This is a genomic window from Eisenbergiella sp. OF01-20 (genome assembly GCF_003478085.1).
Classification (GTDB): domain Bacteria; phylum Bacillota; class Clostridia; order Lachnospirales; family Lachnospiraceae; genus Eisenbergiella.
Window position 1 is genome coordinate 518,552 of sequence record NZ_QUES01000001.1, and the last position, 26,867, is coordinate 545,418.

A 26,867-nucleotide genomic window follows, 5' to 3' on the forward strand; every position below is an offset into this window, starting at 1 on the left:
AATAAAGCGGGTGATACAGTGAAGATTGGAATTGTTACATGGTTTAGTGGTTCGAATTATGGAACGAATCTACAGGCAATCGCACTTCAACAATATCTTAGAAATATTGGGCATGAAGTGCTGATTGTAAATTTTGAAGTCAATACAAAAGATGCTGTCAAATTGACAGTGTTCCAGAAATTGACTGATTGGAAAATGCTGGGCATAAGAATAAGACGACAGCCAGAAAAGTATATGCAGAAACTGGCATATCTGAAATATCACAATGAAATATTGGGAAGGGATAAAAAACTTATCGCAACAGTTCGGGAAAAATGCTGTCTTACGCAAAAAATCAGTGATGAAAAAGAATTAATTTCGATATTTAACTCTTTTGAATTGTTAATAACTGGAAGTGATCAGATATGGAATCCAGAGGGATATCATCGGTTTTATTTCGCAGATTATGATGAAGTGACAACACGAAGAATATCCTATGCTCCAAGTTTGGGTGTAAATACAATCCCGGAAGATAGAAAATCAGAAATACGTAGAGGCCTCAGTAAATTTAGTGCGGTTTCTGTAAGAGAACAAAATGGAGTAGAACTTTTAAGACCGCTTTCGAAGAAAGAACCGGTGGTAACCATTGATCCTACATTGCTTTTGTGTGCAGATGATTGGAATGAAATTTTTCCGGTTAAAAAAGAACGGGGGGGAAAATATGTATTGAGTATATTTCTTACAGATAGATATTCACACTGGAACGCGGCCAGAAATTTTGTAAAGAAGAAAAAACTGCAGCATGTTATTATACCATACTGTGGATTTTCTTATTTGCAAAAGGCGAATATCATTGCAGATGCAGGATTGCAAGAGTTCCTGGATTTAATACGGGGTGCGGAATATGTACTAACTGATTCGTTTCACGTAACATCATTTTCTCTGATTTTCAAGAAACAATTTTATGCATTTACCAGATTTAAGGAAGATGCATACACTTCTCAGAATTCACGAGTTCGAAATATTTTGAGTATTGCCGGAGTGAATGATCGATTTTTGCCCTATGGGACAAAAAAAGTGGTAGATCTTAAGAATATTAATTATAATGCTGTGGAAAAGGCTCTTGAATATGAGATAGAAAGATCAAAAGAATTTCTTTCGGCAGCCATAGGAGAGGAGTAGTATGATAAAATGTAGTGGGTGCGGCGCATGTTCGGTTATTTGTCCTAAAAATTGCATTGCCATGAAAGTCAATGAAGATGGTTTTTATAGACCAAAGAAAAACGCCGATGAATGTATTGATTGTAATCTGTGTGACGAGGTCTGTCCGCAGATACATGCCGATGGTACGAATCTTGATGATATTACTATGTATTCAGCGTTCGCTATAGAGAAACGAATAAGAACAGAATCTTCATCCGGTGGTATAGCGTGGCTGCTGGCAGAGAGAGCAGTAGAATTAGGGTATGGAATTTGTGGAGTGACTTATAACTATAAGGAAAAGCGTGCTGAACACAAGAATTTTTTTGAATTAGATGGTATGAGAGCACTGAAAGGTTCTAAATATTTGCAAAGTATTTGTGAACCAGCTTTTCAGGACGTCCTTAAGGAATTGCAATTTAATTGTAACAGGCGCTTTATCATATTTGGCACGCCTTGCCAAATTGCAGGAATAAACCATGTCCTTATAAAAAAGGAATTAAGGAAGAGAGTTGCTTTAGTTGATATATTCTGTCATGGAACGCCAAGTTATCTCCTATGGCAAAAATATTGGAAATGGTTGGATTTAGACAAGGGAATGAAGGAGGGTAAAAAGATGATATTGACTTTCAGAGATAAAACATATTCTTGGCATAAGTATTTTATGCATATTACTTCGACTTCAAAAAATGAGTGGGGGGGTAAAAGAATATCTGGCAGAAGCGGATAGAGATCCTTTTTTAAAGCTATTTACTCTGGGGGTTGTGAACCAGGAAGCCTGCTTTACTTGTCCATATAGAAATCAGACAGCAGCCGATATTCGTCTGGGAGATTATTGGGGACCACGTTTCGAGAGTACTGAGGAGGGGGTCTCCATGATTTTAGTAAATACTGAAATCGGCAGAAATCTTATGGATGGCATTAAAGAAAAAATTAATTATTTTGAGCAGGATATTAAAGAAAGATTTGGGCAGCAACACACAGACTATCAGTATCCGAAATATTATGATGCGTCATTGATGATGCTGCGCGATGACCGTGTACGGCTTAACTCCATAATTGATCTTTATGAGAATGGTTTTGATAGGTTTAAGAAGCAAGTAAAAGTTCTCGTAGAGAAATTATTGAAGCAGCTTTGAATATACATGGGAGTCAACTGGATTTCTCTGACGCTTTTTGCAGAAGGAGAAAACCTATATGGAAAAAGTTACTATTATTGTTGCTATTTATAAATCGGAAAAATTCTTGCCTAAATTGATTAACTCTATTATCACGCAGACATATCAAAATTTAGAAATAGTCCTTGTGGATGATGGATCTCCTGACAACAGCGGAGCTATATGTGATGAATTTGCGACTAAAGACAACCGTATTGTGGTTATACATAAAAAGAACGGTGGAACATGTGAGGCTCGTAATGCGGGTATGGAAATTGCAACAGGCGAGTACATGAGCATTATAGATGGTGATGATTGGCTGGAAGTGGATTATGTTGAGTATCTTATGAAACTGATACATGAAACGGGATCAGAGATGGCAATGACAGATAAAATCTATACAACTCGTGACCGTGTCCAAACTGAAAATGATGTAATAGAAACGTGGACGGCTGAAGAAGCTACAATGGCAATTATTTATCCAAGAATCCCGATTGGTCCATGGAATAAGATATATAAGACTGAGTTGCTTAAGACAAATAATATTAGTTTTTCTGTCCCGTGGTCGGGGGAGGGGCTGTGGTTTTCGTCTAGGGCTGCACAATTTGCTAATCATGTTGGAGTGGGGCACCGTAAGATATATAATTATAGACTAAATAATACGGACAGTGGTCTTACGCATTATAATCTTCAGATGGGTATTAATGCTTCTGAAAATATACGTTATATTGGTGAGCAACTTCATATTAGGACATCCAAGACGGTAAATGCTGTCAATTGGCATATTTGGAAAAACTATGGTTATGAGCTGTTCTTAATAATAGCAACGAATTCTGTAAGTGAGAACAGAATGCGATATGATGACTGTATCAAAAATATACGGAGCCGTCTTCTGAGGGTACTGATTTTTTCTAAAATAGGACTAAAAACAAAAGCCAAAATGCTGCTCGCAGGATTTTTCCCCGTGTGGTGGGCAAAACGTAGATTGAGTAAAGAACAAGAAAATTTGGCTAAGGATACCATGGAGTAATTGTTAAGACTTGATACACTCGTCTGATTAAAGCCCTCATCCCGGGTGCCGCTCGTTTTGTTTACAGGGGGAGAAATGATTTACAAGAATATACAGTTACATTAATAGATTGACTACAAAGAAGGAATTTATTCCGCAATAGTAGTTAGTATACGGATTGCTGACTAATGAGAAAGGCTGTGTGACTATATCTAATAAAAGGATGATGGACAGCTATGCTTACATGATGAAAAAGGAAAGTTTTGGGTTATATTGAAACCCTTGCAGATGTCTTTAGAGAGTGCTGATCATAATGTTTGTGGGTGATACTAAGAAAATTGTTAAAACGTATCAATGAATGTTTCTTTATTTATGCAACAGAAAAGGTGAAAATTCGCCTTCTGGACAGTAATATCCTCAAAAATTTAGATTTAATAGAAATATCATATAAGCATATTGTTCACATTTTAATAAAATCATATGATTATCCATACAAAAGTCACAATAACACAACAAATATCAAAATAATGCAATTGTCCCGCCCCTCCCTTTTTCCTATAATAACAATATCAAAAAAAGGAGGGGTTTTCCTATGAAAAAGAAGCAACTACTAAGCATTTTCTTAACCGCCGCCATGACGCTGTCCCTGACAGCCTGCGGCAATTCAGACAATTCTGCGGAATCCGCGGCAGCAAATGCAAATACCAACACCGCATCCACTGAAAGTTCCGCACCTGCAGGAACCGAAGCCGCCGACACAGCAGCGCAGGCGGATCCATTCGGCAAATATGCCGATCCGCTGGAAATCCATTTCGTCCGTGCCACCGATGACACTATCGAAACCAACGTTCTTGCCAACCTTCCCGGCCAGTCCCTGGAGGAAAATTTCTGGCTGGATACCTACGAGGAAGAACTGGGTATCAAAGTCGTATACGACTGGATTGTAAAAGGTGACGATGAATTTAACCAGAAAATGAATGTATCTATGGCGAGCGAAGACCTTCCCGATGTTATGTGTGTCACCTCCACACAGATGATGCAGCTTATCGATGCAGGCCTTGTGCAGGAAATGGGTCCTGTTTTTGAACAGTATGCAACCGATTTCACCAAAGAAGTGATGTATCAGGAAGGGGATTCCCCGTTCCTTGCAGGGAACAAAGACGGCGTGCAATATGGCCTCCCGGTTACCGGCGGCAGCGTTGACTCCGTGGATCTCATGTGGATCCGTACCGACTGGCTGGAAAAACTGAATCTGGAAGTTCCTTCCACCATGGATGAGGTGATGAACGTGATTGACCAGTTCGTCAATGCAGATTTCGACGGTAACGGACAGAAGGATACCATAGGTATCGGTGTTGCGGGAACCTCCCTTCTTGGAGGCGGTTTCGGCGGTCTGAGAGGTTTCTTTAACGCTTACGGCGCATATCCTGGTATTTGGGTGGAAAAAGACGGACAGCTTGTTTACGGCGCCATCCAGCCGGAGTGCAAAACGGCTCTGGCAGCGCTTCATGAAATGTATGAAAAAGGTTACATAGATCCGGAATTCGGCGTAAAGGATTCCACGAAGGCCGGGGAAGCTGCAGCCGCCGGAAAGTGCGGATTTTCCTTTGGACAGCAGTGGCTTTCCCTCACCCCTTTCCAATCTACGAAGGATAATGATCCCGACAGTCAGTGGTCCGCATATCCGCTTCCTACCGCAACGGGACAGCCGTCTACAGCACAGGCCGATCTGGGCACCAACCGCTGGATTGCCGTAAATAAAAATTTTGAAAATCCGGAAGCGGTCGTTAAAATGATCAATCTGTTCATTGAAAAATGCTGGGGCGAAACCGGTGACAATGGTAAATATTATGCGCCGCCGGAAGCGGAAGGCGTATGGAAACTTTCTCCTATCCAATGTTCCATGCCGGAAAAAAATCTCCAGGCTTATCTGGATATTGAAGCGGCCCGCCAGTCCGGTGATACCTCTTCGCTTACGGGAGAAGCCAAGTCCATCCAGGACAAGCTGGACAGCTATTATTCCGGAAGTGACGAAGGTTTTGCATTGTGGGGATGGGAGAGAATCTACGGACCTGCCCCCAGCTCTTATTCCTCCATTAACGATATGAACGAAAATGGCAGAATCATGATTAACAAGTTTGTGGGTGCGCCTACGGAAACCATGACGGAGAAACTTTCCACGCTGGAAACCATGCGTGATGAAATTTATACCAAGATTATTATCGGGGAATCCTCTATTGATGATTTCGATACCTTTGTGGCAGATTTCAATAAGCTGGGCGGAGATGATATGACGGCGGAAGTTAACGAATGGTACTCTTCCGTGAAATAGACTGCTTCGCATGAAGAACTGGTTCCATTCCATGCGGCCTTCCGGCATTGGGCCGGGCCGCATGGAATTTCTGCCTAAAAGGTAAAGGAGTGGGAGAATATGGCAGCTGCAAAGACAAATCAGAAAAAGAAACATGTGTTCAAAAGGGAACTTCCTCTTCACATGATGCTGATACCGGGAATTATTTTTACTTTTATTTTTTGTTATATCCCCATGGCGGGGATGGTAATAGCATTTCAGAAATTCATACCGGCCAAAGGACTTTTCGGCGATCAGAAATGGATTGGCCTTGATAATTTTACATACCTTATCAATATGCCGGGAGCGATGTCAGCCTTAAGAAATACCGTTGTCATTGCTTTTTTTAAAATCGTGCTAGGGCTTGTAGTTCCCATAACCGTGGCAATTTTGTTAAATGAAGTACGTTCCGCTAAATTCCGCAGAACGGTACAGACTGCCATTTATCTGCCTTATTTCCTGTCCTGGGTAGTTCTTGGCGGCGTTATGATAGATATTCTTTCCCCTTCCCAGGGAATTGTGAACCAGGTGCTGAATGTTTTCGGCATCGATTCTATTTTCTTCCTGGGAAGCAATAAATGGTTCCAGCCCACAATTATCATGACGGATGTGTGGAAGGGATTTGGTTTTGGTACGGTGGTTTACCTTGCGGCCATTACAGGGATTGATCTCAGCCTTTATGAAGCGGCTACCATGGACGGGGCGAACCGGTTCCAGAAAATGTGGCATGTTACGCTGCCCGGGATCCGTATGATTGTGGTGCTGATGTGTGTCCTGGCTTTGGGAAATGTGTTGAATGCAGGCTTTGACCAGGTACTGAATCTGTACAGCCCGCAGGTTTATGAAACCGGCGATATTATTGATACCTTTATCTACCGGATAGGCCTGATAGATGCCCAGTTCGGTCCGGCGACCGCGATGGGCGTATTCAAGTCTGCGGTTTCCTGTCTGTTCATATCCGTTTCCTACTATGTTGCTTATAAATTTTTTGATTACCGGATATTTTGACAGCGAAAACAGGAGGCAAACCATGATAAAACAAAACAAGAGGAAACAAGGGGTGCCGGCGGTGAGAGAATCCGTGGGTTCCCGAATTTTTACCATAGTGAATACCTTGATACTGGTTTTTCTGGCATTGATCTGTATTCTGCCGTTAATCAATATCCTGGCGGTTTCTTTAAGCTCCAATGCGGCGGCCACAGCAGGGCTGGTAAAGCTTGTGCCTGTGGAATTCACGCTGAAATCTTATGAATATGTGGCAAAGAGGGCGGCATTCTGGAAATCTCTGGGTGTAACAATCCTCCGCTGCCTTCTGGGGGTTTCCCTGAATGTGCTGATGTGTGTCCTTACCGCCTATCCGCTTTCAAAGGACAACGGCAAGCTGCGTATGCGTACAGGATATACCTGGTTCTTTTTTATTACCATGCTGATTAATGCAGGACTCATCCCCTGGTATATGACCATTAAAAGCGTACATCTGCTGGGTACCATATGGGCGCTTGTCCTCCCCGGGGCGGTTCCGGTATTCAGTGTGGTGCTCATGCTGAATTTTTTCCGCGCGATTCCGGAGGAACTGGAGGAGGCGGCTTTTATGGACGGAGCGAACCACTGGAATATTCTCGCCCGGATTTATGTTCCCCTTTCTAAAGCCAGCATAGCAACTATCTGCCTGTTTGCCCTGGTTTATCATTGGAATTCCTGGTTTGACGGCATAATTCTGATGAATAAACCAACCCAGTATCCTTTACAGAGCTACCTGCAGACAATAATCATACAGGGGGACACCTCAATAAACAGTACTACCGACTGGCAGACTATGGCTTTGGTTTCAGACAGAACGGTAAAGTGCGCGCAGATTTTCCTGTCCACCCTGCCTATTGTTGCTGCTTACCCGTTTTTACAGAGGTATTTTGTAAAAGGTATGGTAATGGGATCCGTAAAGGGATAAAATAGTAAAAATGGTAACTGTGAAGGTATGGAGCATTTATAAAAATAGAAAGGGAGGCCGTGGATATGTTCAAATCAAAAACCTTCCGTAAAATGTTGATTTCCATAACATTGGTTTGTTTTTGCTTTTATGGAATCGGCCTCTTCAGTAACCTTTACAGCCGCAGAGTATTGGCAAAACAGATACAGGATACGCTGGATTCCAAAGTTCGTTTCTGGGAAGAACAGCTGGAGCAGGAGATCAGCAGCCTTCTGCTGACCCAAAGCAGCCTGATGGATGACAGTAATCTTTTGAAGCTTCATGTGATGTGGGACAGCATGAGCAGCTACCAGAGGAATGAGTCCATCAAGCAGTTTTCCTACCGGCTTCTGAATATCAAGGTATTGCACGGAATAGCGGGATCGATCAAGACCTATTTCCCGGAAAGAAAAGTGGTAATCAGCGCGGATGCCCCAATTCTGGAAGAATATGAGGACGATATTTTTGAAGGTTATGAGCAGTCCTTTCTTTCGGAGGAGGGAAATATCTGCCTCACTGTTTATTTCCCTTTCTATGTGAATCCCCGGAAGGACAGGCTTCCGCATTATTATATTCGTACCACCATCACACCCTCCACGCTGCAGGATACCCTGTCGGATATGCTGGGAGAGGATGAGGGGATTCTATTTCTGATGGATCGGGAGGAAGGAAGGGTACTTGCCAGTTCCGGGAAAAAACTCATAGAAGATGTGGCTGGTACACCTGTTCTGAATGAGGTTAAGCAGCAGCTCACGGGTATGGGGGAAGCGGAAATACTGCATGTGTCTGAGGATGGTTTTGCTTCCGGCTGCCTGTTCCCCCGCCTGGGTGTATGGCTTGTATATTGTTATCCGGACAGGATACTGGAGGAGCCTTTGGATTTTTTCGGCGTTTTCACTGTTGCACTGACCGTGCTTGCCCTGGTACTTCTTGTAAGCTATGCTTATTATGCCGGAAAATCTTTTGCCAGGCCGTTAGAGAAAATCATGCAGGCCATGGAGGATTTCCAGGATAAGGAAAGCTTTTTGATTGAAGAAAAGAACCGGGATGATAGGGACGAACTCACCGTTATTTATCACCGATACAATAAAATCGTAAAAAAGACAGAGAGCCTTATCCGGGAAAATCTGGATTCCAAATACCGGGTACATATCGCGGAATTGAGACAGCTGCAGTATCAGATTCAGCCTCATTTTTTGTATAACAGCATTTTCCTGATTTACCGGATGGCACAGATGGATGAAAATGAAACCATGGCGGAGTATGCGGAGCATTTGGGTAAATATTATCAGTACATCACCCGTGTGGGAAATTCCAGGGTCAGGGTGTCCCAGGAAATCAGCCATATTGAAAATTATCTGGCGATACAGGAGACCCGGTTCGGGGAACGGATCCGGGCGTTTTTAGGGGATACGCCGGATGCCGTAAAAGATATGGAGATTATGCCTCTTATTCTGCAGCCGCTGGTGGAAAATGCGTATGAGCACGGGATGAAGGACTGCATGCGGAATGGGGAAATACGGATTTCCATGTATTATGACGATGAAATTTTTTGCTTTACCGTAGAAGATAACGGGCCGGGCATGTCGGATGCGGAGTTGGCCCGGATGCGGCTTAAAATGGAAGAGGGGACGATAGAAACAGAAGAAATCCATGCCATTTCCAATACCAATATACGGCTGAAACTGCATTATGGAGAAGGCAGCGGCCTGGACTTTGAAAACAGAGAGGAAGGCGGATTCCGGGTTACTGCCCGGATACGTCTGGGGGAAGAACAAAATCATGTATAATCTGTTAATCGTTGACGACGAGCCATTGATCCTGGAAAGCCTGTACCACATGCTGGTAAAGAAATATGGGGATAAATTCCTTGTTTATCAGGCTCCTTCCGCAGACGGGGCATTGGAGCAGTTCCGGAATATCCGGGTGGATCTTCTGATGACGGATATCCGCATGCCGGGTATGGATGGTCTGTCCCTTGTCAGGATTGTAGAAAAGGAATGGCCGGACTGCCTTACGGTTTTCCTCACGGGACACAGTGAATTTGAATATGCCAGACAGGCCGTGAGCGGCAGGACGATAGGGTATGTGCTGAAGCTGGACGGGGACCGTGCCATTGAAAAAATAATGGATAAGGCGTATGATCGACTGGAAAGAGAATACGAGGAAAAAAGCAGATTCCTGAAAATGAGCGCTTCCTGGCAGGAGGCTGTTCCCTTGCTGCGGCAGGATATTCTAAAACAGATGATCACGACGGAAAAATGGACGGAGGACAAAAAACGTTCCCTTTCCCATAAAATTCAGGCTTCCGGTATGGAATTCTCCCTGGAAAAAAACTTCCTGATAGCTATTATTTCCATGCCGCCAACAGAGACACAGCATCAAGTACGGAACAGGACGGCGGCATTGCCGCCAATAGAGACACCGCATCCAGCACGGAACCAGACGGCGGCATTGCCGGCAACAGAGGAGGAAACAGATGGAGGTAATATCTGGAATGCGGTCGCTATGAGCCGGATTCAGTCCGCCATTATGGAAAGCCTGAAAAGTGCCTTTAGGGCATATTCCGCTTCAGTGTCCACCCATCTTTTTCTGCTGCTTGCCCAGTCGGAGGACAACAGGCCGCTGCGGCTGAAAGGATTCTTGGAAATTGCCCTGTCCATGTGCGAGCGGATGGATTTGAAACCGCCGCAGATCTATCTGTATGAGGAACAGACAGCGCTGGAGGGACTGACAGGTGCTTTTTCTGTTCTGGGAAGAAAGCGGTTTGAACTGACAGGGGAAGGAGGTATAATCCTGTGCGGCTTAGATGCGATGCTGTCGGATTATACATGGAGAGAAGAAGGGCCTGTCATGGGCCGCTTTAATGTGGAAAAGCTGTCGGAGAGCTTAAGCTATGGAAATGCGGCGGATTTCAGAACCGTTATGGAAGAGGTTAAGCAAAATACACCGGAGGATAATCCGGCGGCGCAGATTGCCGTGTATACCACCCTTGCATCCCTGCTGCTGCAGGCGATACTGAACTATCTGCCTAAGGAGAGTGTACTGCTTACGCACCGGAATCTGGGGCAGATAGCCAATTATAGTGCACACAGAGGTTTTCTCGATGCCTGCCGCTGTCTGGAAGGGCTTGCGGATGATTATTTCCGCAGCAGGGAGGCGGTTCATGATAATTCGGATCACTATATTGTACATAAAGTAAACGCATATATTATGCAGCATCTGGCAGAGGATCTGTCCATGACCACAATAGGGGAAGTCGTGGGCCTGCATCCGTCCTATCTTTCCAGGCTCTATAAAAAAGTAACCAATCTGTCTCTTGGCCAGTACATCACCGCCAGGAGACTGGATTTGGCGAGGGAGCTTCTGGCGGATCCCTGTCTTCGGACACAGAACATTGCTGAAAGGACAGGGCTGAATACGGCTTCCTATTTTACACATTTTTTCAAAAAAAATACGGGAATGACTCCCCAGGAATACAGGAACCAGCTGATTGAAGGAAAACCTTGGCAAAACGGATAAAAGACAGAAAGAGAGGATTACAGAAAATGGGTATTGCATGGGAAAAGAGGGGTAATCAGACTATTTTCAGTCTGGACGGAAAAGAGGCGCTTTTGATTATAACGCCGGAAGGAATGGCGGATACCTTTGAGAAACAAGGAGAGGGATTGCTTTTATGGCGCAGGACTGCGGCCGGGCCGGCAGAAGCCATGGAATGCTTCGCTTCCATGGAACGCTTTGCTTCCATGTGTATGGAGGCAGAAGCCCTGTTCATACCGGAACACACCATGGTCCCGGCAGTCTCCTATGACGGAAATCCCTGGGGACAGGATCATGAGTATAAAGGATTGCAAATGCAAGACAGGAATTCCGCCTCCGCAGAAGGGACCGCCTATACGTTTGCCAGCCATCGTTGTGCGGTGCCCGGAGCTACCTGTTCCTGGAATGACCTGTTAGGGGTAGCATTGTTTGGAAGGGGGGTCTGCTCCGGCAGTATGCAGCCAAAAGAAAATGGCCATATGCTCCACCGGATTCTCTGGCCGGAACAGGAAGGCCCGCAGGTGCTATATTCCGATGCCTGGGGCGAAGCCTTCTATGGGACAATGGAACCGGCCGTATCTTTTACGGCCTGGTTATATATCGCCGAAGGAAAGCAGGCGGTTAAGGGGATGCTTCAGGCTGCATGGAAACGGGAATACGTACCTAAGCCGCCGGTTCGCAAAACAGGAGAGGTTTGGGATTTAAGTACGGAATATGCCCGTTTGTTGTATACGGAAGAAAAGCCTTCCGTGGAAGAAGAGCCTTCCGTAAAAGAAGAGCCTTCCGTGGAAGAAAAGCCTTCCGTAAAAAAAGACGGATTTCGGGCCTTCAGCATCGGTTTTACCTGGAATGGTGAGGAATGGGTGAAGCGGCCTGACTTCAAATATGAAATCGGCTGGTGCGGCCAGAATGCTTCTCTTGCCGTTTCTCTTTTGTATGATTACCAGATGAATCACAGAGAGGAATCTCTGCAGTATGGCGTTTCCGTCCTTGACAGCTGGGTGGAAAAAGCAAGAAGCAGGGAGGGGCTGCTTCTTACCCGGTACGATCCGGAGGATTCGCTTATCGATGCCTGCAATCTGGGAACGGCTGGACAGCAGTTTTTTGAAGCCTATGATCAGGCGAAAAGGCTGGGGCTTAATAAAAAGAAGTGGCTGGACGCTGCCTATGAAATCTGCGACTTTGCCATGTCCCGCCAGCGTCTGGACGGAGGAATCGGCATGAGCTGGAACAGGGACGGATCCCCCCATGAGTTGAAGGGGACAGCGGGGGCTTTCTTAATTTTACCTTTAGCGGAAGCATATCTTCGCACCGGAGAAGACAGATATAATATTGCTGCAGTGAGAGCTTATTCGTACTACTACAGAGAGTTTGCCAACAATGGATACGGCACCAGCGGCGCTTTGGATACCTGCTGTATTGACAAGGAGTCGGTGATTCCTCTCTTAAAGGGCGGTCTGCTTATGTACAGGGCAACCGGTTTTGATGCCTATCTGGACATGGCGGAGGAAGCGGCCTGGTATCTTTCTACCTGGCAGTGGCATCAGACGGTGGAGTATCCTGCAGATACGGTGCTGGGGAAAATGGGATATGATACCTTCGGAGGAACAGCGGTTTCCACCTCGCATCACCATCTGGATCCGTTCGCACTCTGCTATGTGCCGGATCTGCTGGAACTGTCCGCACTGACGGGAAGGGAAGAGTGGAAGGAACGGGCGCTTGCCATATGGAGAAACGGCGTACAGGGGATTTCCGATGGAACGATGCAGGTATTGCAGGCAGGGCCAAGGCCGGCAGGGAGCTGCGACGAAGGAATCCTTCATACCAGGTGGGGAAATTATCAAGCCGGCAAAAACGGCGGCTGGGGCAGTATTTTCAGTGTCACCCAATGGCTGGTGGCATGGCCTTGTGCATTCCGGCTTGAGGTATTGCGCAAATGCGGAAACTGGAATCTGCTGGATGGATGGAGGGCATAACGATGATTCAATGGAAGAAAAAAGGACTGGATACCTGTTTTTACAGTGAAGGGATACAGCTGGCAAGAGTTACAGGTATTGAAGGGTGTAAGGACAGCTTTGAGGAAATCAATCCGGGCATATTCTGCTGGAAACGCAGATGCAGCCCTGCGGATCATATGGTAATGGAGGTGCGCGCGGCATATTCACCTGATTTTACCATGGTGCCTGGAGTCAATTATAATGGAAACGGCTGGGGGACCTTCTGCGAATATACCTCCGACCGCTACCATGGAAGGCCATGGCAGTATGGCTGGCACCGGGCATCCGTAGCGGCTATGACCTATTCGGAAAAGGAGCTTGACGGCAGATTAGTGAGTACCGCCTTGTTTGGAGAAGAGAACTGCGGCGGCAGCTGTCAGCTATTCGAAGAAAACGGCGAAGAGGTTCACCGGCTTTGCTGGCCGGAAACAGAAAGTCCGAAAGCCTTATATTTATACCGGCTGGGGGACGCCTGGCATGGAACAATGGAGCCGAAGGATACCTTTACCGCCTGGCTTGTCCTGGAAGAAAACGGGAAAGCAAAGTCCGGTTACCGTCTTGCGCTGGATGCCGCCTGGAAACTGAATGACAGGGAAAGAAAGCTGCCGCTCGCTCCCCAAAAAGTCTGGGAATATGGTATCGCTTATGCAAAAACGCTTTTTACCCGGGAGGATGACGGTTTCTGCGGATTTAACATCGGCTTATATTGGGACGGATCCGGATGGAAAAAACGGGAAGCGAATAAATACGAAATAGGCTGGTGCGGCCAGAATGGAATGCTTGCCAATGCCTTGTTGTGCGAGGCGCTTTATTCGGGAGATAAAGAGGCGGAAGAAATGGGCTTTCAGGTTTTGGACAGCTGGCTGGAGAAGGCTATGCTGCCGGCAGGCGTGGTCGCCAGCTACTACGACCCGGGACAGGACAGATATCTGGAGGCCTGTGATCTGGGAACGGCAGGACTGGCTTATTTTGAGGCGGCACAGCTTTCCGAAAAGCTTGGAAAAAGCGGGGAAAAATACCGCCGGGCCGCGTTTGGGATCTGTGAGTTTGCTGTCAGAGTCCAGGATGAGGCAGGCCGGTTTGCCAAATGCTGGCACGAGGATGGAAGAGCGGCTATCCGGGAAGGTACAGTAGGCGCTTTCCTGGTGCTTCCCTTGCTGGAGGGATACCGGCAGTCAGGCAAGGCCTGCTATTTGGAGTCGGCCGTGAAAGGAACACAGGTATATCTGGAAGAATTGAAAACATATGGCTTTACCACTGCCGGAGCCCTGGATATTTTCTCCATTGACAAAGAATCCGGGATTCCGCTTCTGAAGGCTTCCATGGAGCTTTACCGGCTGACCGGAGAAGAAAAGTGGCTGGAAGCCGCCGTGGACAGTGCATGGTATCTTTCCACATGGCAGTATACCCATACCTGCCATTTCGGCCCGTCCTGTCTGCTGGGACAGACCGGTTATGATTCCTTCGGCGGAACGCTGGTATCCACCGTCCATGAGGGGATTGATCCTTTTGCCCTCTGTTATGTACCACAGCTGTATCAGCTGTGGAAGGAAACCGGGGAGGAACGCTGGTTTAAGAGAGCCAGAGCGATCTGGAGAAACGGCTGCCAGCACATTTCAGACGGAACGTTGCTCATTGACGGCAGACAAAGGCCGAAAGGAAGCCAGGACGAAAGCTATACTGTGACCAGACAGGGAACACACGGAAAGAAAGCGGAAGCTTCCGATTCCGCCGAATCCGGCACTTTCCTTGGGCCCGATTCCATTGGGATTGCTTCCCAGTGGCTGGTGGCCTGGCCTGGTTCCTTCCGAATGGAAGTACTGCGGCTCCTGAAGGATGCTCCGGAACTATGGAACTGAGAAAAATTTGCATGTAGCGGTGAAGGTACTGAACCGTTATCAGGAAAGGAAGAAAGAGAGTGTAATATTTATGACAGAACATGGAAACAAAGAATCCCAGGAAAGAGTTTTTTATATTGACAGCTTAAAAGGAGAAGACACCAATTCCGGATTTGCGCCGGAAAAAGCATGGAGGAGCCTGGAAAAGGTGAATGAACAGATTTTTTGTCCGGGCGATCGAATCCGCTTCTGCAAAGGCGGCGAATGGCATGGCATGCTTGCGCCGAAAGGAAATGGAAGCGTATGGGCGCCTATTGTTGTGGAAAGCTACGGGGAAGGCGAAGCGCCGGTAATCCACGGAGACGGCAGCTATGCGGCGATCCTGCTGGAAGGTGTCAGCTGCTGGGAGATCAAAGGACTGGCAGTGACCAATCAGGCAGAAGACCGGGGCGTACGCCAGGGAATCTGTATTTGTGGAAGTCCGCAGGGCATCACAGGGAATCTTGTAATTGAAGGCTGCGAAATCAGCCGCGTGACCGGAGAAAACAGAAGGGCAAGGGACGTTTATCAGAGTATGTACTGGAATTCAGGGATATATGTGACCATGCCCGGCCGTTCTTCGGATAAAAACCATCTCCATAATATTATTATCAGCAACAATTATGTCCATGATGTGCTTACCAGCGGAATTCGCGTAAACCAGCAGGAGGATTTTATAAATGACATCCACCATACCCATGTGGTGGTGAGAGGAAACCGGATCGAGAGAACCGGAAGCGACGGTATTATCGTAGCCAATTGCATCTCTCCCTTGATAGATGGAAATATCTGCCTTGATGCAGGGGCTTTGGGAAGTTTGGAAGATACCAGACTGATTGCCGGCATTTGGGTGTGCGCCACCTCCGATGCCCTGATTCAGCGCAACGAGGTTGGGGGTACCCGTCTGTTTGAAAATGACGGAACCGCTTTTGACACCGATTGGGGTACCGCAGGCGACACGGTTTTTCAATACAATTATACCCATGACAACCAGGGCGGTTTCTGGCTGGACTGCATGGGAATTAACAGGAACCGGGAATGCGGTAAAACCATACTTCGCTATAATATAAGCATCGATGATAAACGCTGTCTGATCCAGGATGATTACGGACTGCCTGCCCACCTTTACGGCAATCTGTTTTTAAACAGTAAGGAAGGCCCGCTTATTTGCTGCCACAAGGAAGGCGAATCCCATAAGTTCCGGAATAATATTTTTTGCTTTGCGGATAAGCCCGCCGCCGGCTGGCAGAAATCCTCTTTCCAAAATAACTGGTACAGTGATAAGACCGGTTTCCCTGAAAACGACAAAGAAGCGTCCGGAGACATCCCTGTTTCCCTTTCCGGCCTTATCGATAAGAAGCCCTCATCCAGGGCAGGATGCGAAAGCTACTGGAATCAGCTTCATGATTTGTAGAAGAAAAAAGTAACTGTAAATAGAAAAGGAAAGTCTGATAAACAGCATGGTATGTTAGAGATAGGGAGGCAGTTATCAACAGTTCTCAATCTTAAGAAAAATCTCCTCGTTTATCAGAGACGGAAGGTAAGAAAATTGACAATTTTATTGTTTGGTGTCTCAAATGTTGGCAAAACGACCATTGGAAAATTACTGGCAGAAACACTTGGTTATTACTTTTTTGATCTTGATAAGGAAGTAAAAAAGCATTATAACACTACCTTGGAAGATTTTGTGAATGTTGGTACTCTTGAGAGCCGTGACCGTAAAAGAGGTAAAGTGATAGATAAGATCATGAAAAACGAGAAGGATAAAGTGTTTGCAATTTCTCCCATATCTTATCCGGAAAATTTTAATCATTATCTGCGTATGCGTAATGTTCTCGCTATAGAGTTGACAGACACGGCAGAACATATTTTTGAACGTCTTGTTTTTAGCGATGAAAATGATACTATTTACAAAGATGATGAATACAAAAATGCACACAAGGAAAATTACATTGCTGATATTGAAGATGATATTTCATGGTATGGAAAATCATATATCAATATAAAGAACAAGTTCGATATGAAGAATGACCTCCCCGAAATAATTGTAAGACGTATAATAAAGACATTCAATTTGGCATAAATACAGCTTTTAAGGCCAAAGATTTTATTCCCGCAAGCAAAGAGCCAAGTAGCCTGCTGGCATAGTTATTTGGCAACTGCCGCGATGGGGGGCTATGTGCCGGTGGCACATATTTAGCACCGGCCAAAGCGGAACATAGACCAAATACCCATACACTTTAGTGTATTGTGCTCTGCAGCGCTACAAGCTCGATACCCCGTTGCTTGCGGCGGGATATTTGATTGAGACAGGCCGGGAAATCGAATAAACGTTATTACATTCAATTAAGTTCATTATAATTTAATAATAATATAGACTTTGTAATTTCACTATGCTATAATGCTTGTACGGGAGGTGATGAAAAGAGATGACAGACAATGAATTGCTTCAGGAAATACTGGCTGTTACCCAGTCATTAAAAACAGATGTAAGTTCATTAAAAACAGATGTGCAGTCATTAAAAACAGATGTGCAGTCATTAAAAACAGATGTGCAGTCATTAAAAACAGATGTAAGTTCATTAAAAACGGATGTGCAGTCTTTAAAAACTGATATGAAGTTCGTTAAGACAGATGTTCAGCAACTGAAATCGGACATGCAGGATACCAAACATCGAATTACCTCTCTGGAACTGACATTGGAAAATGAGACCAACCGTAATATCCGTCTTATAGCAGAAGGGCATCTGGACTTGAGCAGGAAACTGGATCAGGCTTTAGTGGTTGAGAATCAAAAGGAAATGCTTCTTATTCGTGTAAATACTTTAGAGAATGAAATGCGTAAATTAAAGGAACAGATGGTAACAACATCCTGAAAACAAAGGTTATAGAGAATGTGAATTCTGAAAAAAGGAATTTACATTCTCTTTTTTCAGAAGAAAATGAATTATGTTCTGAAGTTATTCAGCATGTAATTGACTTATTAGCCAGAGAGTATATCCATAATCCACATGAACTTTACAAATTCTTGTAATCAAAATGATAGCAAGAAGAGCAAAACAGCTGATAATTCCTTCTACAGGGTGATTTACTACTATCAGCCACCGCTTTTGATAACCTGCTTGATTTATTCTCCAGGTCTGGATAAAATAGTAAATAGGAATTTTAATTATATATAATGAAATAAATAATAATTTGACGGGGGACAAACCTTTGAATTACAAGAAAATGAAAAACCTTTTCCTGAGACAGTCCTATCTGGATTCCTGGGAAGACTATGAAAACAGTCTGCGAAAGCCCAGCTTTATCAAATGGGATTATATAATCCTTACTGCATCCAATGAAGAGCAGGCTCGTACATACCAGGAACAGATAGACTACAGGCTGGCCCAGGGGCTTCTGCCTGCGGGGACGCAGTATGCAGTGCTTCCCGATCCGGAGGGAAAGCGGGTGGGTTCGGGCGGTGCCACCTTTAATGTCCTGAAATATATTGCAGAGAAAGAGCGGCAGACAGATACCGGAAACCTGTTTAAGAACCGCAGGATTCTTGTCATTCATTCAGGAGGAGACAGCAAAAGGGTTCCTCAGTATTCCGCCTGCGGAAAGCTTTTTTCACCGGTGCCCAGGCAGCTGCCGAATGGGTATGCGTCCACACTGTTTGATGAGTTTGTAATCGGTATGTCCGGGGTTCCTTCCAGGATACCGGAGGGGATGCTGGTTTTGTCGGGAGATGTGCTCCTGCTTTTCAATCCGCTGCAGATTGACTTCAATTATCATGGTGCGGCCGCTATTTCTATGAAGGAGAACGTATTGACCGGAAAGGATCATGGGGTATTTCTGAATGACGGCAATGACTATGTTGGTCAATTTCTGCACAAACAAAGTGAGGAACGCCTGCGTCAGCTGGGTGCGGTAAACGGTCAGGATAATGTGGATCTGGACACCGGAGCGGTGATTATGGATACGGATCTTCTGCATGCATTGTATGGGCTTATCAGTACAAATGGACAGTTGGATGAAGATAAATTCAGGGAATTCGTGAACGAGGATGCCCGGATCAGCTTTTACGGTGACTTTTTGTATCCGCTGGCCCGTTCTTCCACGCTGGAGCAGTATTATGAGGAAGCGGCGGAAGGAACCATTAATGAACAGCTTCTGACCTGCCGCCGGAAAATTTGGGAGGCTCTTTCCCCTTTTTCCATGAAGCTACTGTGTCTGTCCCCCGCGGAATTCATACATTTTGGGACAACTGCGGAACTTCGCAGGCTTGTGACGGCTGACGTGGAAGATTATGAATTTTTAGACTGGAAAAAGCAAGTGTCCACGACGGCACCGGATCATGCGCCGTATGCAGCCCACAATAGTTATGTGGGAAAGCGGGCCGGGATTTTGCCGGGTGCGTATCTGGAGGACAGTTATGTTCTGGATGAAACGCAGATTGGGCAGGGAAGTGTGATATCCAATGTGAAACTGAGAAATGTTACGGTGCCTGACCAGGTGGTGCTTCACGGCCTGCGGCTTCTGGACGGCAGGTATGTGGTACGGATTTATGGTGTTTCGGATAATCCCAAGGGGACCCTGGAGAAAAATGCCGGTTTCCTGGGCACAAGCCTGCCGGCGTTTCTGGAAAACAACGGTCTGAAGCCGGAAGAAATATGGGATACGCAGGAACACTATTTATGGTTTGCCGCCCTTTATCCTGCAGCGGATACTATGGAGGAGGCAATCAGACTTTCCTTACTGGTAAAACGGATGGCGGACGGCACAGCTGCTTTCGAAGAACGGGAGGAATGGAAAAAGGCGGATCGGAAAAGTCTTTATTCCAGTTTTAACGGAGCGGATGTCCTTGCCATCAGCAGATGGCAGCATGAACTGGAAAGCCGCATTTTAGCCAGTAAATTTGTCTGGGCGATTGAGGGCGGAAGCTACTATAAAGAAGCGCTGCGTGTGTTCGGTGCCCATGGAATCAGTACGGATATCTATGAAATGCTTCTGGAGGATGCCGGAAAGTCTGTATTTTCGCTGAAGATCCGTATCTATTATGCCCTGGCCCAATATATGAAGGAAAAACGTGTTTCTTTTAAGGGTAAGGGGTATGATGCCCTGGAGGCTATGTGTTTTGAAACCATTCAGAAAACCATTTATGATAATGCGGCAGAAAAGCTGCCCTGCAGCCGGGATTACCGCATTGCAAAAGGAGAGGTATCCGTAGAGCTTCCGGTGCGCGTGAATTGGGGCGGCGGCTGGACCGATACGCCTCCGCATTGCAATGAAAAAGGAGGAACGGTTCTCAACGCTGCGCTGAAGCTGAATGGTATCTACCCTATTCAGATACAGGTAAAGCGCCTGGAACGGCTTCATGTGGAATTTGCCAGCACGGATATCGGAGCTTCCGGCTGCGTGGAAACCGTGGAGGAGATACAGGACTGCCATAATCCATATGATTCCTTTGCGCTGCATAAAGCTGCTCTGATCGCCTGTGGTATCATACCGCTGCAGGGAGGAAATCTGGAAGAAATCTGCCGCCGCCTGGGGGGAGGAATCAGCCTCTCCACAAGAGTGGTGGGAATTCCGCAGGGTTCCGGTCTGGGAACCAGCAGCATCCTGTCCGGGGCCTGTGTGAAAGGGCTTTTTGAATTCCTGGGCAGAGAAGCATCGGAAGAAGAGATATATGATATTGTCCTGAACATGGAACAGATTATGAGCACTGGGGGAGGATGGCAGGACCAGGTCGGCGGACTGACGGCGGGCATTAAGTTCATTACCACCATGCCCGGCATCGGGCAGAAAATCAAAGTAGAAAAGGTACAGCTTTCCCAAAAGACAAAGGAAGAGCTGCAGGAACGGTTTGCCCTTGTTTATACCGGTCAGCGCAGGCTTGCCCGCAATCTGCTGCGTGACGTGGTTGGCGGATACCTGGGAGGGCGTCCGGAATCCATAGATGCCCTGGAAAAAATGCAGAATCTGGCGGTATTGATGAAATTTGCCCTGGAAAGGGATAATGTGGATGGCTTTACCGAACTGCTGAACCAGCACTGGGAGCTTTCCAAACAGCTGGATGCAGGCTCTACCAATACCTGTATTGAACAGATCTTCATGGCCTGTGAGGATATGATAGATGCCAGATTTATCGCAGGAGCAGGAGGAGGCGGCTTCCTTCAGATGATTTTGAAAAAGGGAATTACCAAAGATATGCTTAAAAGCAGGCTTCATGAAATATTTCAGGAGAGCGGTGTGGATGTCTGGGACAGTACTTTTGTATGAAATGGGTTTAAACATAAAGCCGGGAGGTAAAACATCTCTCGGCTTTATGTTTTTAATTCTCCCCGGCCTATCTTACTTGTTTTTTACATTTCCAGATGAGCATTTTTTTGGCATCCTCCAGATGCTCGCGGCACAAAATACGATAGTGAATCCATCCGCCGTCACCACAGGGGTATCTTCCGTCTATAATTTCCCTGGTATAAGGCAGCAGTTCCTGATATACGCCTTCGAACTGCCGGTTGTCCATACGCAGCATCAGGGTAAATGCCTGATCCTCAGCAAAAATGTCACAGATAAGCTTGTTTTTCCTGCTGTGCTTGACACCCCATCCATAACTGTTTCCATAAGGGAAGCGGATTTGCTGCTGTGTGTCCCATTCCTTTGCAAGGAAATCATTCAGTTCACGGTAAAGTTCTCCATTTATCCCACAGTGTCTGACTAAATCCTCCATAGTAGGAATTTCCTGTTTAGTCAGCATTCGTTCATACATGACGCTCCTCCTGTTTTTTTACGTATTGTTCCATAATATCGTCCGGTATCCGTAGAGAATAGCGGCATTGCAAATCTCCGGCCAATGCGCATGAGAGGACTTTCCCCTCCAGTTCCCGGTCAAAAACGGCCTCCCAGAAATTTTTAATGTGCCCGAGGCTGCAATTGCACAGCGTGGAAGAAACCGGAGTATCGGTAAGGATGGATTCCTTAGCGAAAGGGCAGTGGCAGGAATAGTAACGTTTCATTTTGGAATCGCAGGCTTCCAGATAGGGACCTATACTGGCAGGTAAAGCTTTCAGATACAGCTTATTGTCCTTTCTGATCCCGGATATCATATCGGGGTTTTGCCTGATATAGGCTAGAACCTCATCCGTAACAGGATCCCCATAAAAATCCTTGCCGTTTTTATTCAATTGGATAAAGTTATTCATTTCATTCTCATAATGCTTCTGAAGAAAGAGATCCTAGTCTCCTGTTTCAAGAAATACATCCCTTGCCCATGCGCTTTGTGCGGGGTGAAGGCCGTGGCGTACACGGGATAATGTAACATTCCTTGTTTTTTCATCGGTCATCGTACGGAACCGTTCCATAAACTGATACATGTTCCGGCATTGGCATCCGGGCTCCGTTTCCATCACCGGCAGCGTCAGGCCATCCGTAAGCCGCAGCCAGAATTCTTCTCCCAATTCTTCCCGGATACATCGTTCAAAAGTAGAAAATCCGAATTCCCCATTATAGATTATGTTGTGATCAGACATAAACTGTCCCCCTTTATCCCCGCGGATAATGAACCAAACAGATGCGCCTGAAAGGCGGCTTTGGCGGTTGCAGCGGGAAAATAATTCAGTGAATTTGCTTTATATCATCGGACGATGACCGTTGTATCCCGCCGGAGATATAAACCGTTACTTTCGTTTAAGTATAACATAATAAAGCTGACAACATATGTCATATTATTTTTAAATTTGGGCGTCTGCCTGTGCCTCCTGAGGGTAACAGATTAGGGCAAGGTGCGGCGGAGCAGTATAGGAGGCCAGACGGAGCAGCATAGGAGGGCAGTTTTTACTTTACAAACGATTCTCCATGTGCTATTATTCAAATACCGACAGACAGTCGGTCTATAATATATAGCCATCACACAAGAAATAAATGATCAAAAAAGAAGGCCTTCTCTGTACAGGAAGAAAGGAATAAAGCATGAGAATAGTGAAGGAAGCGGAAGAACGCAGAAATGAAATATTGGATGCGGCAGACATACTTTTCGGGCAAAAAGGTTTTGATGCTACCAGCACCAACGATATTCTGGAGAAGGTAGGCATTGCCAGAGGTACACTGTATTATCATTTTAAGTCCAAGGAGGACATTCTGGACGCCCTGATCAAACGGTATCAGGAACAGATTATAAACGCGGCCAGAGCAATTGCAGCAGATAAGAGTATTTCAGTCCCTGTGCGTATCATAAAAGTGATCCGCGCCATGAATGTGAGTCAGGGCAGCGCAAAAGAGTTGAAGGAACAGATGCACAAGCCTCAGAACGCGCTGATGCACCAAAAGACCCAGACGGTTGTGCTGGAAGGCGTGACGCCGATTCTCACGGAGATAATCCGGGATGGGATAGAGGAAGGACTTTTTGCAACACCTTATCCCCGGGAATGTATGGAGATGCTGCTGTTATATGGCGGTACGGTGTTTGATGATGCGGCGGATACCTCACAGGATGTGAGGGAGCAGCGTATCCGGGCTTTTATTTTTCATACGGAAAGGCTTCTGGGAGCCGAGAGCGGCAGCCTGACCCCATATATGCTGCAAATGTTCGGCTTGAGATAGGGGAGTGCGGAAACCATATGTTTTCCTGATATGTGTACTGCTTCAACCGTATACGTGTACAAATTGTGCAGATGGGAGCAATAATGATTGGTAAAATGATACATAATGATCTGGCGAAAAACAGGGCCGTCACATTGGCCGCCACAGTTTTTATAGCGGCTGCCGCTCTTCTCGTTTCGCTGGCGGCGCTTCTTGCCATCGATCTGGCGGGTGCGGTAGATGCTTTCATGGAGCGGGCAGAGACTCCTCATTTTATGCAGATGCATACCGGGGAAATCAACCGGGAAGCTCTGGAACAGTTTGCTGCGGATAATGAAAATGTGAAAAGCTTTCAAATACTGCCTTTTCTTAATGTGGAGGGCGGAAAGATAAGGCTGGGGGAGAATACACTTACAGGTACCACCCAGGATAACGGTTTTACCATACAGGGACTACAGTTTGATTACCTGATGGACTTGGAAGGGAAGCGGATACAGCCACAGGAAGGGGAACTGTATGTACCTGTCTGCTACAGGCAGGAGAATATGGCTGGCATTGGAGATACAGCCGTAATCGGTGGTATTCCGCTGCGTATAGCCGGTTTTTTACGGGATTCCCAGATGAATTCTCTGTTGTCCTCCTCCAAACGGTTCCTGGTGAATCCGCATGATTATGAGAAAATGGAAGGCGTGGGGAAGGAAGAATATCTGATTGAGTTCAGGTTAACGGACCCTTCTGCGGCAGACGCGTTTTCTCATGCATATACAGCGGCAGGGCTTCCGGCAAATGGGCCTGCCATTACATATTCCCTCATTAAAATGATCAATGCCATGTCAGATGGTATTATGATAGGTCTGCTCCTGCTGGTGAGTATCCTGGCCGTGCTCATTGCTCTGCTGTGTGTACGCTTTACGCTTTTATCACAGATAGAGGAGGATTACCGGGATATTGGGGTGATGAAAGCTATCGGTTTCCGGATTTCCCATATGAAACGGATTTATCTTATGAAATATGCGGTATTGGGAGGAATCGGCTGCCTTGCCGGGTTTGGCCTGTCCTTGCTTTTGCGTGAACCGATGCTGGTGAATATCCGGCAGAATATGGGGGAAGCAGGGAGGGAAGGCTTTTCTCTTGCCGCCGGTTTTTGCGGAGTGGCGGGAGTTTTTGCTGCGATACTTATTTTTACAGGCCGTGTGTTGAACCGGTTCCGCGGCATATCGGCTTCCCGTGCGATAGGATTCGGTTTTGAAGAGGAAACGGGCAGGACGGCCGGCCGTATTTTTCCGGGACTCAGCCGTTTGGTGGGAGTTAATGCCGCCTATGGCCTTCTGGATGTTTTTTCCCGTAAAAAAATATATGCCACGATTCTGGCAGTGCTGGTGTTCACGGTATTTATTGTGATTGTCCCGCGGAATCTGTACAGCACAATTGCGGACAAAAGCTTTTCCTCTTATATGGGGATAGGGGACTGTGATCTGCGGATGGATATCCAGCAGACAGAGGACTGTGCGGGTAAGGCCCAAAGCATAGGGGAAGCGCTGGAAAAAGAGAATGCAGTAACAGATTACACGGTGCTTCATACGAAAAAATTTACCATCCTGAATGCGGAAGGTCAGGAAGAAAATATCAAAATTGAGTTTGGTGATCACAATGCCTTTCCGGTGTCTTATGCGAAAGGCGGCGCACCCTTGACACAGGAACAGATTGCCCTTTCCGCACTTCTGGCAAAGGAGCTGGGAAAAGAAGTGGGCAGTACGCTGACCCTGTTCACAGGGACAGGAGAGATGACCCTGAGTGTATGCGGAATCTATTCGGATATCACGAATGGAGGAAAGACGGCAAAGGCTGTTTTCACGGATATGGACGCGGAACCCATGTGGAGTGTGGTGTATGCAAAGCTGGACGGTTCCGTTCCGGCCGCAAAAGCGTCTTTATATTACCGGGCACTTTTCCCGTTTGCCAAGGTTACGGATATCCGGGAATATGTGGCGCAGACATACGGACAGACACTTCAGTCGGTAGAACGGGCGGCAACTGCAGCCGCTGCGGCCGCTATTATTATTACAACGTTTATTACCCTGCTTTTTGTCAGGCTGCTGATCGCGAAAGACAGATATGCCATTGCCGTAATGAAGGCCGGCGGTTTTACCAATAGGGATATAAAGCTTCAATATATATGGCGTCTGGCCGCCGTGATGCTGACAGGCCTCCTCATCGGCATCTTCTTTGCAGGTACGGCAGGGGAAAAGCTGGCGGGAGCAGTTCTCTCCGCGTTGGGAACGGTCTCCTTCCGGTTCCGTGTCAATCCACTTGCGTCCTATCTGGCCTGTCCGCTGTGGATGGTCTGTTCGGTAGCAGCAGGGGTTTTGGCCGGCGTACAGGGCGTGAATAAGATCGATACCGGTGAAAACATAAAAGAATAGTTGCAAGGATGCCGTTTGGCACAGAAGGAAAAGCGAATGAAAGAGATAATCAGCGGAAAAAGCCTGGTAAAGACGTTTGGACAGGGGCAGGAAAAAAGAAGAGTATTGGATGAAGTGAACATATCGGTAGAGGAAGGGGAATTCCTTTCTATTATGGGACCTTCCGGTTCGGGAAAGTCCACGCTGCTATACGCCTGCAGCGGTATGGATGGGGTTGACGGCGGAACGATAGCCTTTTGCGGCAAAGAGCTTTCTTCTTTCCGGGAAAAAGAGCTTGCTGACCTGCGCAGAACACAAATGGGGTTTGTATTCCAGCAGCCTTCCCTCTTGAAAAACCTGAATATTCTGGATAATATCGTTTTCCCATCCCTGCGGGATCGCCGGAAAAATACCCGCGAAATAGTGGAGAGGGCGAAGGTGCTGATGGAAAGGACAGGAATAAGCGGGCTGGAAAAAAGAAAAATTACTCAGGTTTCGGGAGGCCAGCTTCAGCGTGCGGGAATCTGCCGTGCTCTTATGAACCGGCCGGAGATTGTTTTTGGGGATGAACCTACCGGAGCGCTGAATTCCAAAGCGTCGGAAGAAATCATGGATCTTTTTACGGAAATTAATGAACAGGGGACCGCCGTGATGCTGGTAACCCACGATGCCAAAATAGCGGCACGTACCCGGCGCGTCCTCTTTTTGTCGGACGGCAGGGTGGCGGGGGAATTGGAGCTGCCTAAAGCCGGAGGCCTCAGCCGGGCCGCTAAAATGAATAAAGTGATGGAAAAAATGCACCTGCTGGGAATTTGAAGTCTTCCCGGC

At 46.5% G+C, this 26,867-nt stretch carries 21 protein-coding genes; 18 read left to right on the plus strand and 3 right to left on the minus strand.

Going from position 1 to position 26,867, the window contains the following annotated elements:
• Positions 1–18 precede the first annotated feature (18 nt).
• The 15 genes from DXA36_RS02545 (at position 19) to DXA36_RS02615 (ending at position 21,339) form a co-directional block, all read left to right on the plus strand.
• Positions 19–1,161 (plus strand): polysaccharide pyruvyl transferase family protein, encoded by a 1,143-nt coding sequence (locus tag DXA36_RS02545; RefSeq protein ID WP_182478887.1) that lies wholly within the window; start codon positions 19–21, stop codon positions 1,159–1,161.
• Between the two features lies 1 nt (position 1,162).
• Positions 1,163–1,909 (plus strand): Coenzyme F420 hydrogenase/dehydrogenase, beta subunit C-terminal domain, encoded by a 747-nt coding sequence (locus DXA36_RS33825; RefSeq protein WP_118676014.1) that lies wholly within the window; start codon positions 1,163–1,165, stop codon positions 1,907–1,909.
• Positions 1,869–2,318 (plus strand): Coenzyme F420 hydrogenase/dehydrogenase, beta subunit C-terminal domain, encoded by a 450-nt coding sequence (locus DXA36_RS33830; RefSeq protein ID WP_118676015.1) that lies wholly within the window; start codon positions 1,869–1,871, stop codon positions 2,316–2,318. The genes DXA36_RS33825 and DXA36_RS33830 overlap by 41 nt, the downstream gene beginning before the upstream one ends.
• Positions 2,319–2,376: 58 nt before the next feature.
• On the plus strand, positions 2,377–3,366 hold the full coding sequence (locus DXA36_RS02560; RefSeq protein WP_118676016.1) for a glycosyltransferase family 2 protein: 990 nt from the start codon (positions 2,377–2,379) through the stop codon (positions 3,364–3,366).
• 571 nt (positions 3,367–3,937) lie between these two features.
• On the plus strand, positions 3,938–5,677 hold the full coding sequence (locus DXA36_RS02565) for an extracellular solute-binding protein (protein ID WP_118676017.1): 1,740 nt from the start codon (positions 3,938–3,940) through the stop codon (positions 5,675–5,677).
• 99 nt (positions 5,678–5,776) lie between these two features.
• A complete protein-coding gene (locus DXA36_RS02570) occupies positions 5,777–6,703 on the plus strand; it encodes an ABC transporter permease (RefSeq protein ID WP_118676018.1) in 927 nt (308 codons plus the stop codon).
• A gap of 22 nt (positions 6,704–6,725) precedes the next feature.
• Positions 6,726–7,643, plus strand: coding sequence for a carbohydrate ABC transporter permease (locus DXA36_RS02575; RefSeq protein ID WP_243114547.1), 918 nt, complete (start codon positions 6,726–6,728; stop codon positions 7,641–7,643).
• Positions 7,644–7,708: 65 nt separating this feature from the next.
• A complete protein-coding gene (locus DXA36_RS02580; protein WP_118676019.1) occupies positions 7,709–9,451 on the plus strand; it encodes a sensor histidine kinase in 1,743 nt (580 codons plus the stop codon).
• Positions 9,444–11,183: a response regulator transcription factor gene (locus DXA36_RS02585; protein WP_182478888.1), complete on the plus strand. Its 1,740-nt coding sequence runs from the start codon at positions 9,444–9,446 to the stop codon at positions 11,181–11,183. The genes DXA36_RS02580 and DXA36_RS02585 overlap by 8 nt, the downstream gene beginning before the upstream one ends.
• A 26-nt stretch (positions 11,184–11,209) precedes the next feature.
• Complete coding sequence (locus DXA36_RS02590; RefSeq protein ID WP_118676021.1) at positions 11,210–13,177, plus strand: hypothetical protein; 1,968 nt, start codon at positions 11,210–11,212, stop codon at positions 13,175–13,177.
• Between the two features lie 2 nt (positions 13,178–13,179).
• Positions 13,180–15,057 carry a hypothetical protein gene (locus DXA36_RS02595; RefSeq protein WP_118676022.1) on the plus strand — a complete coding sequence of 626 codons (1,878 nt, stop codon included), beginning with the start codon at positions 13,180–13,182 and terminating at the stop codon, positions 15,055–15,057.
• A gap of 70 nt (positions 15,058–15,127) precedes the next feature.
• Entirely contained in the window at positions 15,128–16,489 is a 1,362-nt protein-coding gene (locus DXA36_RS02600) for a right-handed parallel beta-helix repeat-containing protein (protein WP_182478889.1), read from the plus strand.
• A gap of 135 nt (positions 16,490–16,624) precedes the next feature.
• A complete protein-coding gene (locus DXA36_RS02605; RefSeq protein ID WP_118676417.1) occupies positions 16,625–17,158 on the plus strand; it encodes a shikimate kinase in 534 nt (177 codons plus the stop codon).
• A 346-nt stretch (positions 17,159–17,504) separates the two neighbouring features.
• The gene (locus DXA36_RS02610; protein ID WP_118676024.1) at positions 17,505–17,951 is read left to right on the plus strand and encodes a hypothetical protein; all 447 of its coding nucleotides are present in this window, start codon (positions 17,505–17,507) and stop codon (positions 17,949–17,951) included.
• A 337-nt stretch (positions 17,952–18,288) separates the two neighbouring features.
• Positions 18,289–21,339 carry a fucose pyrophosphorylase domain-containing protein gene (locus tag DXA36_RS02615; RefSeq protein ID WP_182478890.1) on the plus strand — a complete coding sequence of 1,017 codons (3,051 nt, stop codon included), beginning with the start codon at positions 18,289–18,291 and terminating at the stop codon, positions 21,337–21,339.
• A 67-nt stretch (positions 21,340–21,406) separates the two neighbouring features.
• Here the strand turns inward: DXA36_RS02615 and DXA36_RS02620 are convergent, their stop codons facing one another.
• The 3 genes from DXA36_RS02620 to DXA36_RS02630 are packed head-to-tail and all read right to left on the minus strand — an operon-like array spanning position 21,407 to position 22,589.
• A complete protein-coding gene (locus DXA36_RS02620; RefSeq protein WP_118676025.1) occupies positions 21,407–21,829 on the minus strand; it encodes a DUF3788 family protein in 423 nt (140 codons plus the stop codon).
• A complete protein-coding gene (locus tag DXA36_RS02625; protein WP_118676026.1) occupies positions 21,822–22,262 on the minus strand; it encodes a hypothetical protein in 441 nt (146 codons plus the stop codon). The genes DXA36_RS02620 and DXA36_RS02625 overlap by 8 nt, the downstream gene beginning before the upstream one ends.
• 33 nt (positions 22,263–22,295) lie before the next feature.
• On the minus strand, positions 22,296–22,589 hold the full coding sequence (locus DXA36_RS02630) for a hypothetical protein (protein ID WP_118676027.1): 294 nt from the start codon (positions 22,587–22,589) through the stop codon (positions 22,296–22,298).
• Positions 22,590–23,028: 439 nt separating this feature from the next.
• Here DXA36_RS02630 and DXA36_RS02635 point away from each other — a divergent pair, with 439 nt between their 5' ends.
• From DXA36_RS02635 to DXA36_RS02645, 3 genes are all read left to right on the plus strand, one after another.
• Positions 23,029–23,658, plus strand: a complete 630-nt coding sequence (locus tag DXA36_RS02635; protein ID WP_118676028.1) for a TetR/AcrR family transcriptional regulator — start codon at positions 23,029–23,031, stop codon at positions 23,656–23,658.
• 83 nt (positions 23,659–23,741) lie between these two features.
• Positions 23,742–26,060, plus strand: a complete 2,319-nt coding sequence (locus tag DXA36_RS02640; RefSeq protein ID WP_118676029.1) for an ABC transporter permease — start codon at positions 23,742–23,744, stop codon at positions 26,058–26,060.
• Between the two features lie 36 nt (positions 26,061–26,096).
• A complete protein-coding gene (locus DXA36_RS02645; RefSeq protein WP_118676030.1) occupies positions 26,097–26,855 on the plus strand; it encodes an ABC transporter ATP-binding protein in 759 nt (252 codons plus the stop codon).
• Positions 26,856–26,867 lie beyond the last annotated feature (12 nt).

What these genes read in the sequence shown, in the direction of transcription:
- DXA36_RS33825 (WP_118676014.1), top strand. Translation starts at nt 1,163, where the DNA reads ATGATAAAATGTAGTGGGTGCGGCGCATGTTCGGTTATTTGTCCTAAA.
- DXA36_RS33830 (WP_118676015.1), top strand. Translation starts at nt 1,869, where the DNA reads ATGAGTGGGGGGGTAAAAGAATATCTGGCAGAAGCGGATAGAGATCCT.
- DXA36_RS02560 (WP_118676016.1), top strand. Translation starts at nt 2,377, where the DNA reads ATGGAAAAAGTTACTATTATTGTTGCTATTTATAAATCGGAAAAATTC.
- DXA36_RS02565 (WP_118676017.1), top strand. Translation starts at nt 3,938, where the DNA reads ATGAAAAAGAAGCAACTACTAAGCATTTTCTTAACCGCCGCCATGACG.
- DXA36_RS02570 (WP_118676018.1), top strand. Translation starts at nt 5,777, where the DNA reads ATGGCAGCTGCAAAGACAAATCAGAAAAAGAAACATGTGTTCAAAAGG.
- DXA36_RS02575 (WP_243114547.1), top strand. Translation starts at nt 6,726, where the DNA reads ATGATAAAACAAAACAAGAGGAAACAAGGGGTGCCGGCGGTGAGAGAA.
- DXA36_RS02580 (WP_118676019.1), top strand. Translation starts at nt 7,709, where the DNA reads ATGTTCAAATCAAAAACCTTCCGTAAAATGTTGATTTCCATAACATTG.
- DXA36_RS02585 (WP_182478888.1), top strand. Translation starts at nt 9,444, where the DNA reads ATGTATAATCTGTTAATCGTTGACGACGAGCCATTGATCCTGGAAAGC.
- DXA36_RS02590 (WP_118676021.1), top strand. Translation starts at nt 11,210, where the DNA reads ATGGGTATTGCATGGGAAAAGAGGGGTAATCAGACTATTTTCAGTCTG.
- DXA36_RS02595 (WP_118676022.1), top strand. Translation starts at nt 13,180, where the DNA reads ATGATTCAATGGAAGAAAAAAGGACTGGATACCTGTTTTTACAGTGAA.
- DXA36_RS02600 (WP_182478889.1), top strand. Translation starts at nt 15,128, where the DNA reads ATGACAGAACATGGAAACAAAGAATCCCAGGAAAGAGTTTTTTATATT.
- DXA36_RS02610 (WP_118676024.1), top strand. Translation starts at nt 17,505, where the DNA reads ATGACAGACAATGAATTGCTTCAGGAAATACTGGCTGTTACCCAGTCA.
- DXA36_RS02620 (WP_118676025.1), bottom strand. Translation starts at nt 21,829, where the DNA reads ATGTATGAACGAATGCTGACTAAACAGGAAATTCCTACTATGGAGGAT.
- DXA36_RS02625 (WP_118676026.1), bottom strand. Translation starts at nt 22,262, where the DNA reads ATGAATAACTTTATCCAATTGAATAAAAACGGCAAGGATTTTTATGGG.
- DXA36_RS02630 (WP_118676027.1), bottom strand. Translation starts at nt 22,589, where the DNA reads ATGTCTGATCACAACATAATCTATAATGGGGAATTCGGATTTTCTACT.
- DXA36_RS02635 (WP_118676028.1), top strand. Translation starts at nt 23,029, where the DNA reads ATGAGAATAGTGAAGGAAGCGGAAGAACGCAGAAATGAAATATTGGAT.
- DXA36_RS02640 (WP_118676029.1), top strand. Translation starts at nt 23,742, where the DNA reads ATGATTGGTAAAATGATACATAATGATCTGGCGAAAAACAGGGCCGTC.
- DXA36_RS02645 (WP_118676030.1), top strand. Translation starts at nt 26,097, where the DNA reads ATGAAAGAGATAATCAGCGGAAAAAGCCTGGTAAAGACGTTTGGACAG.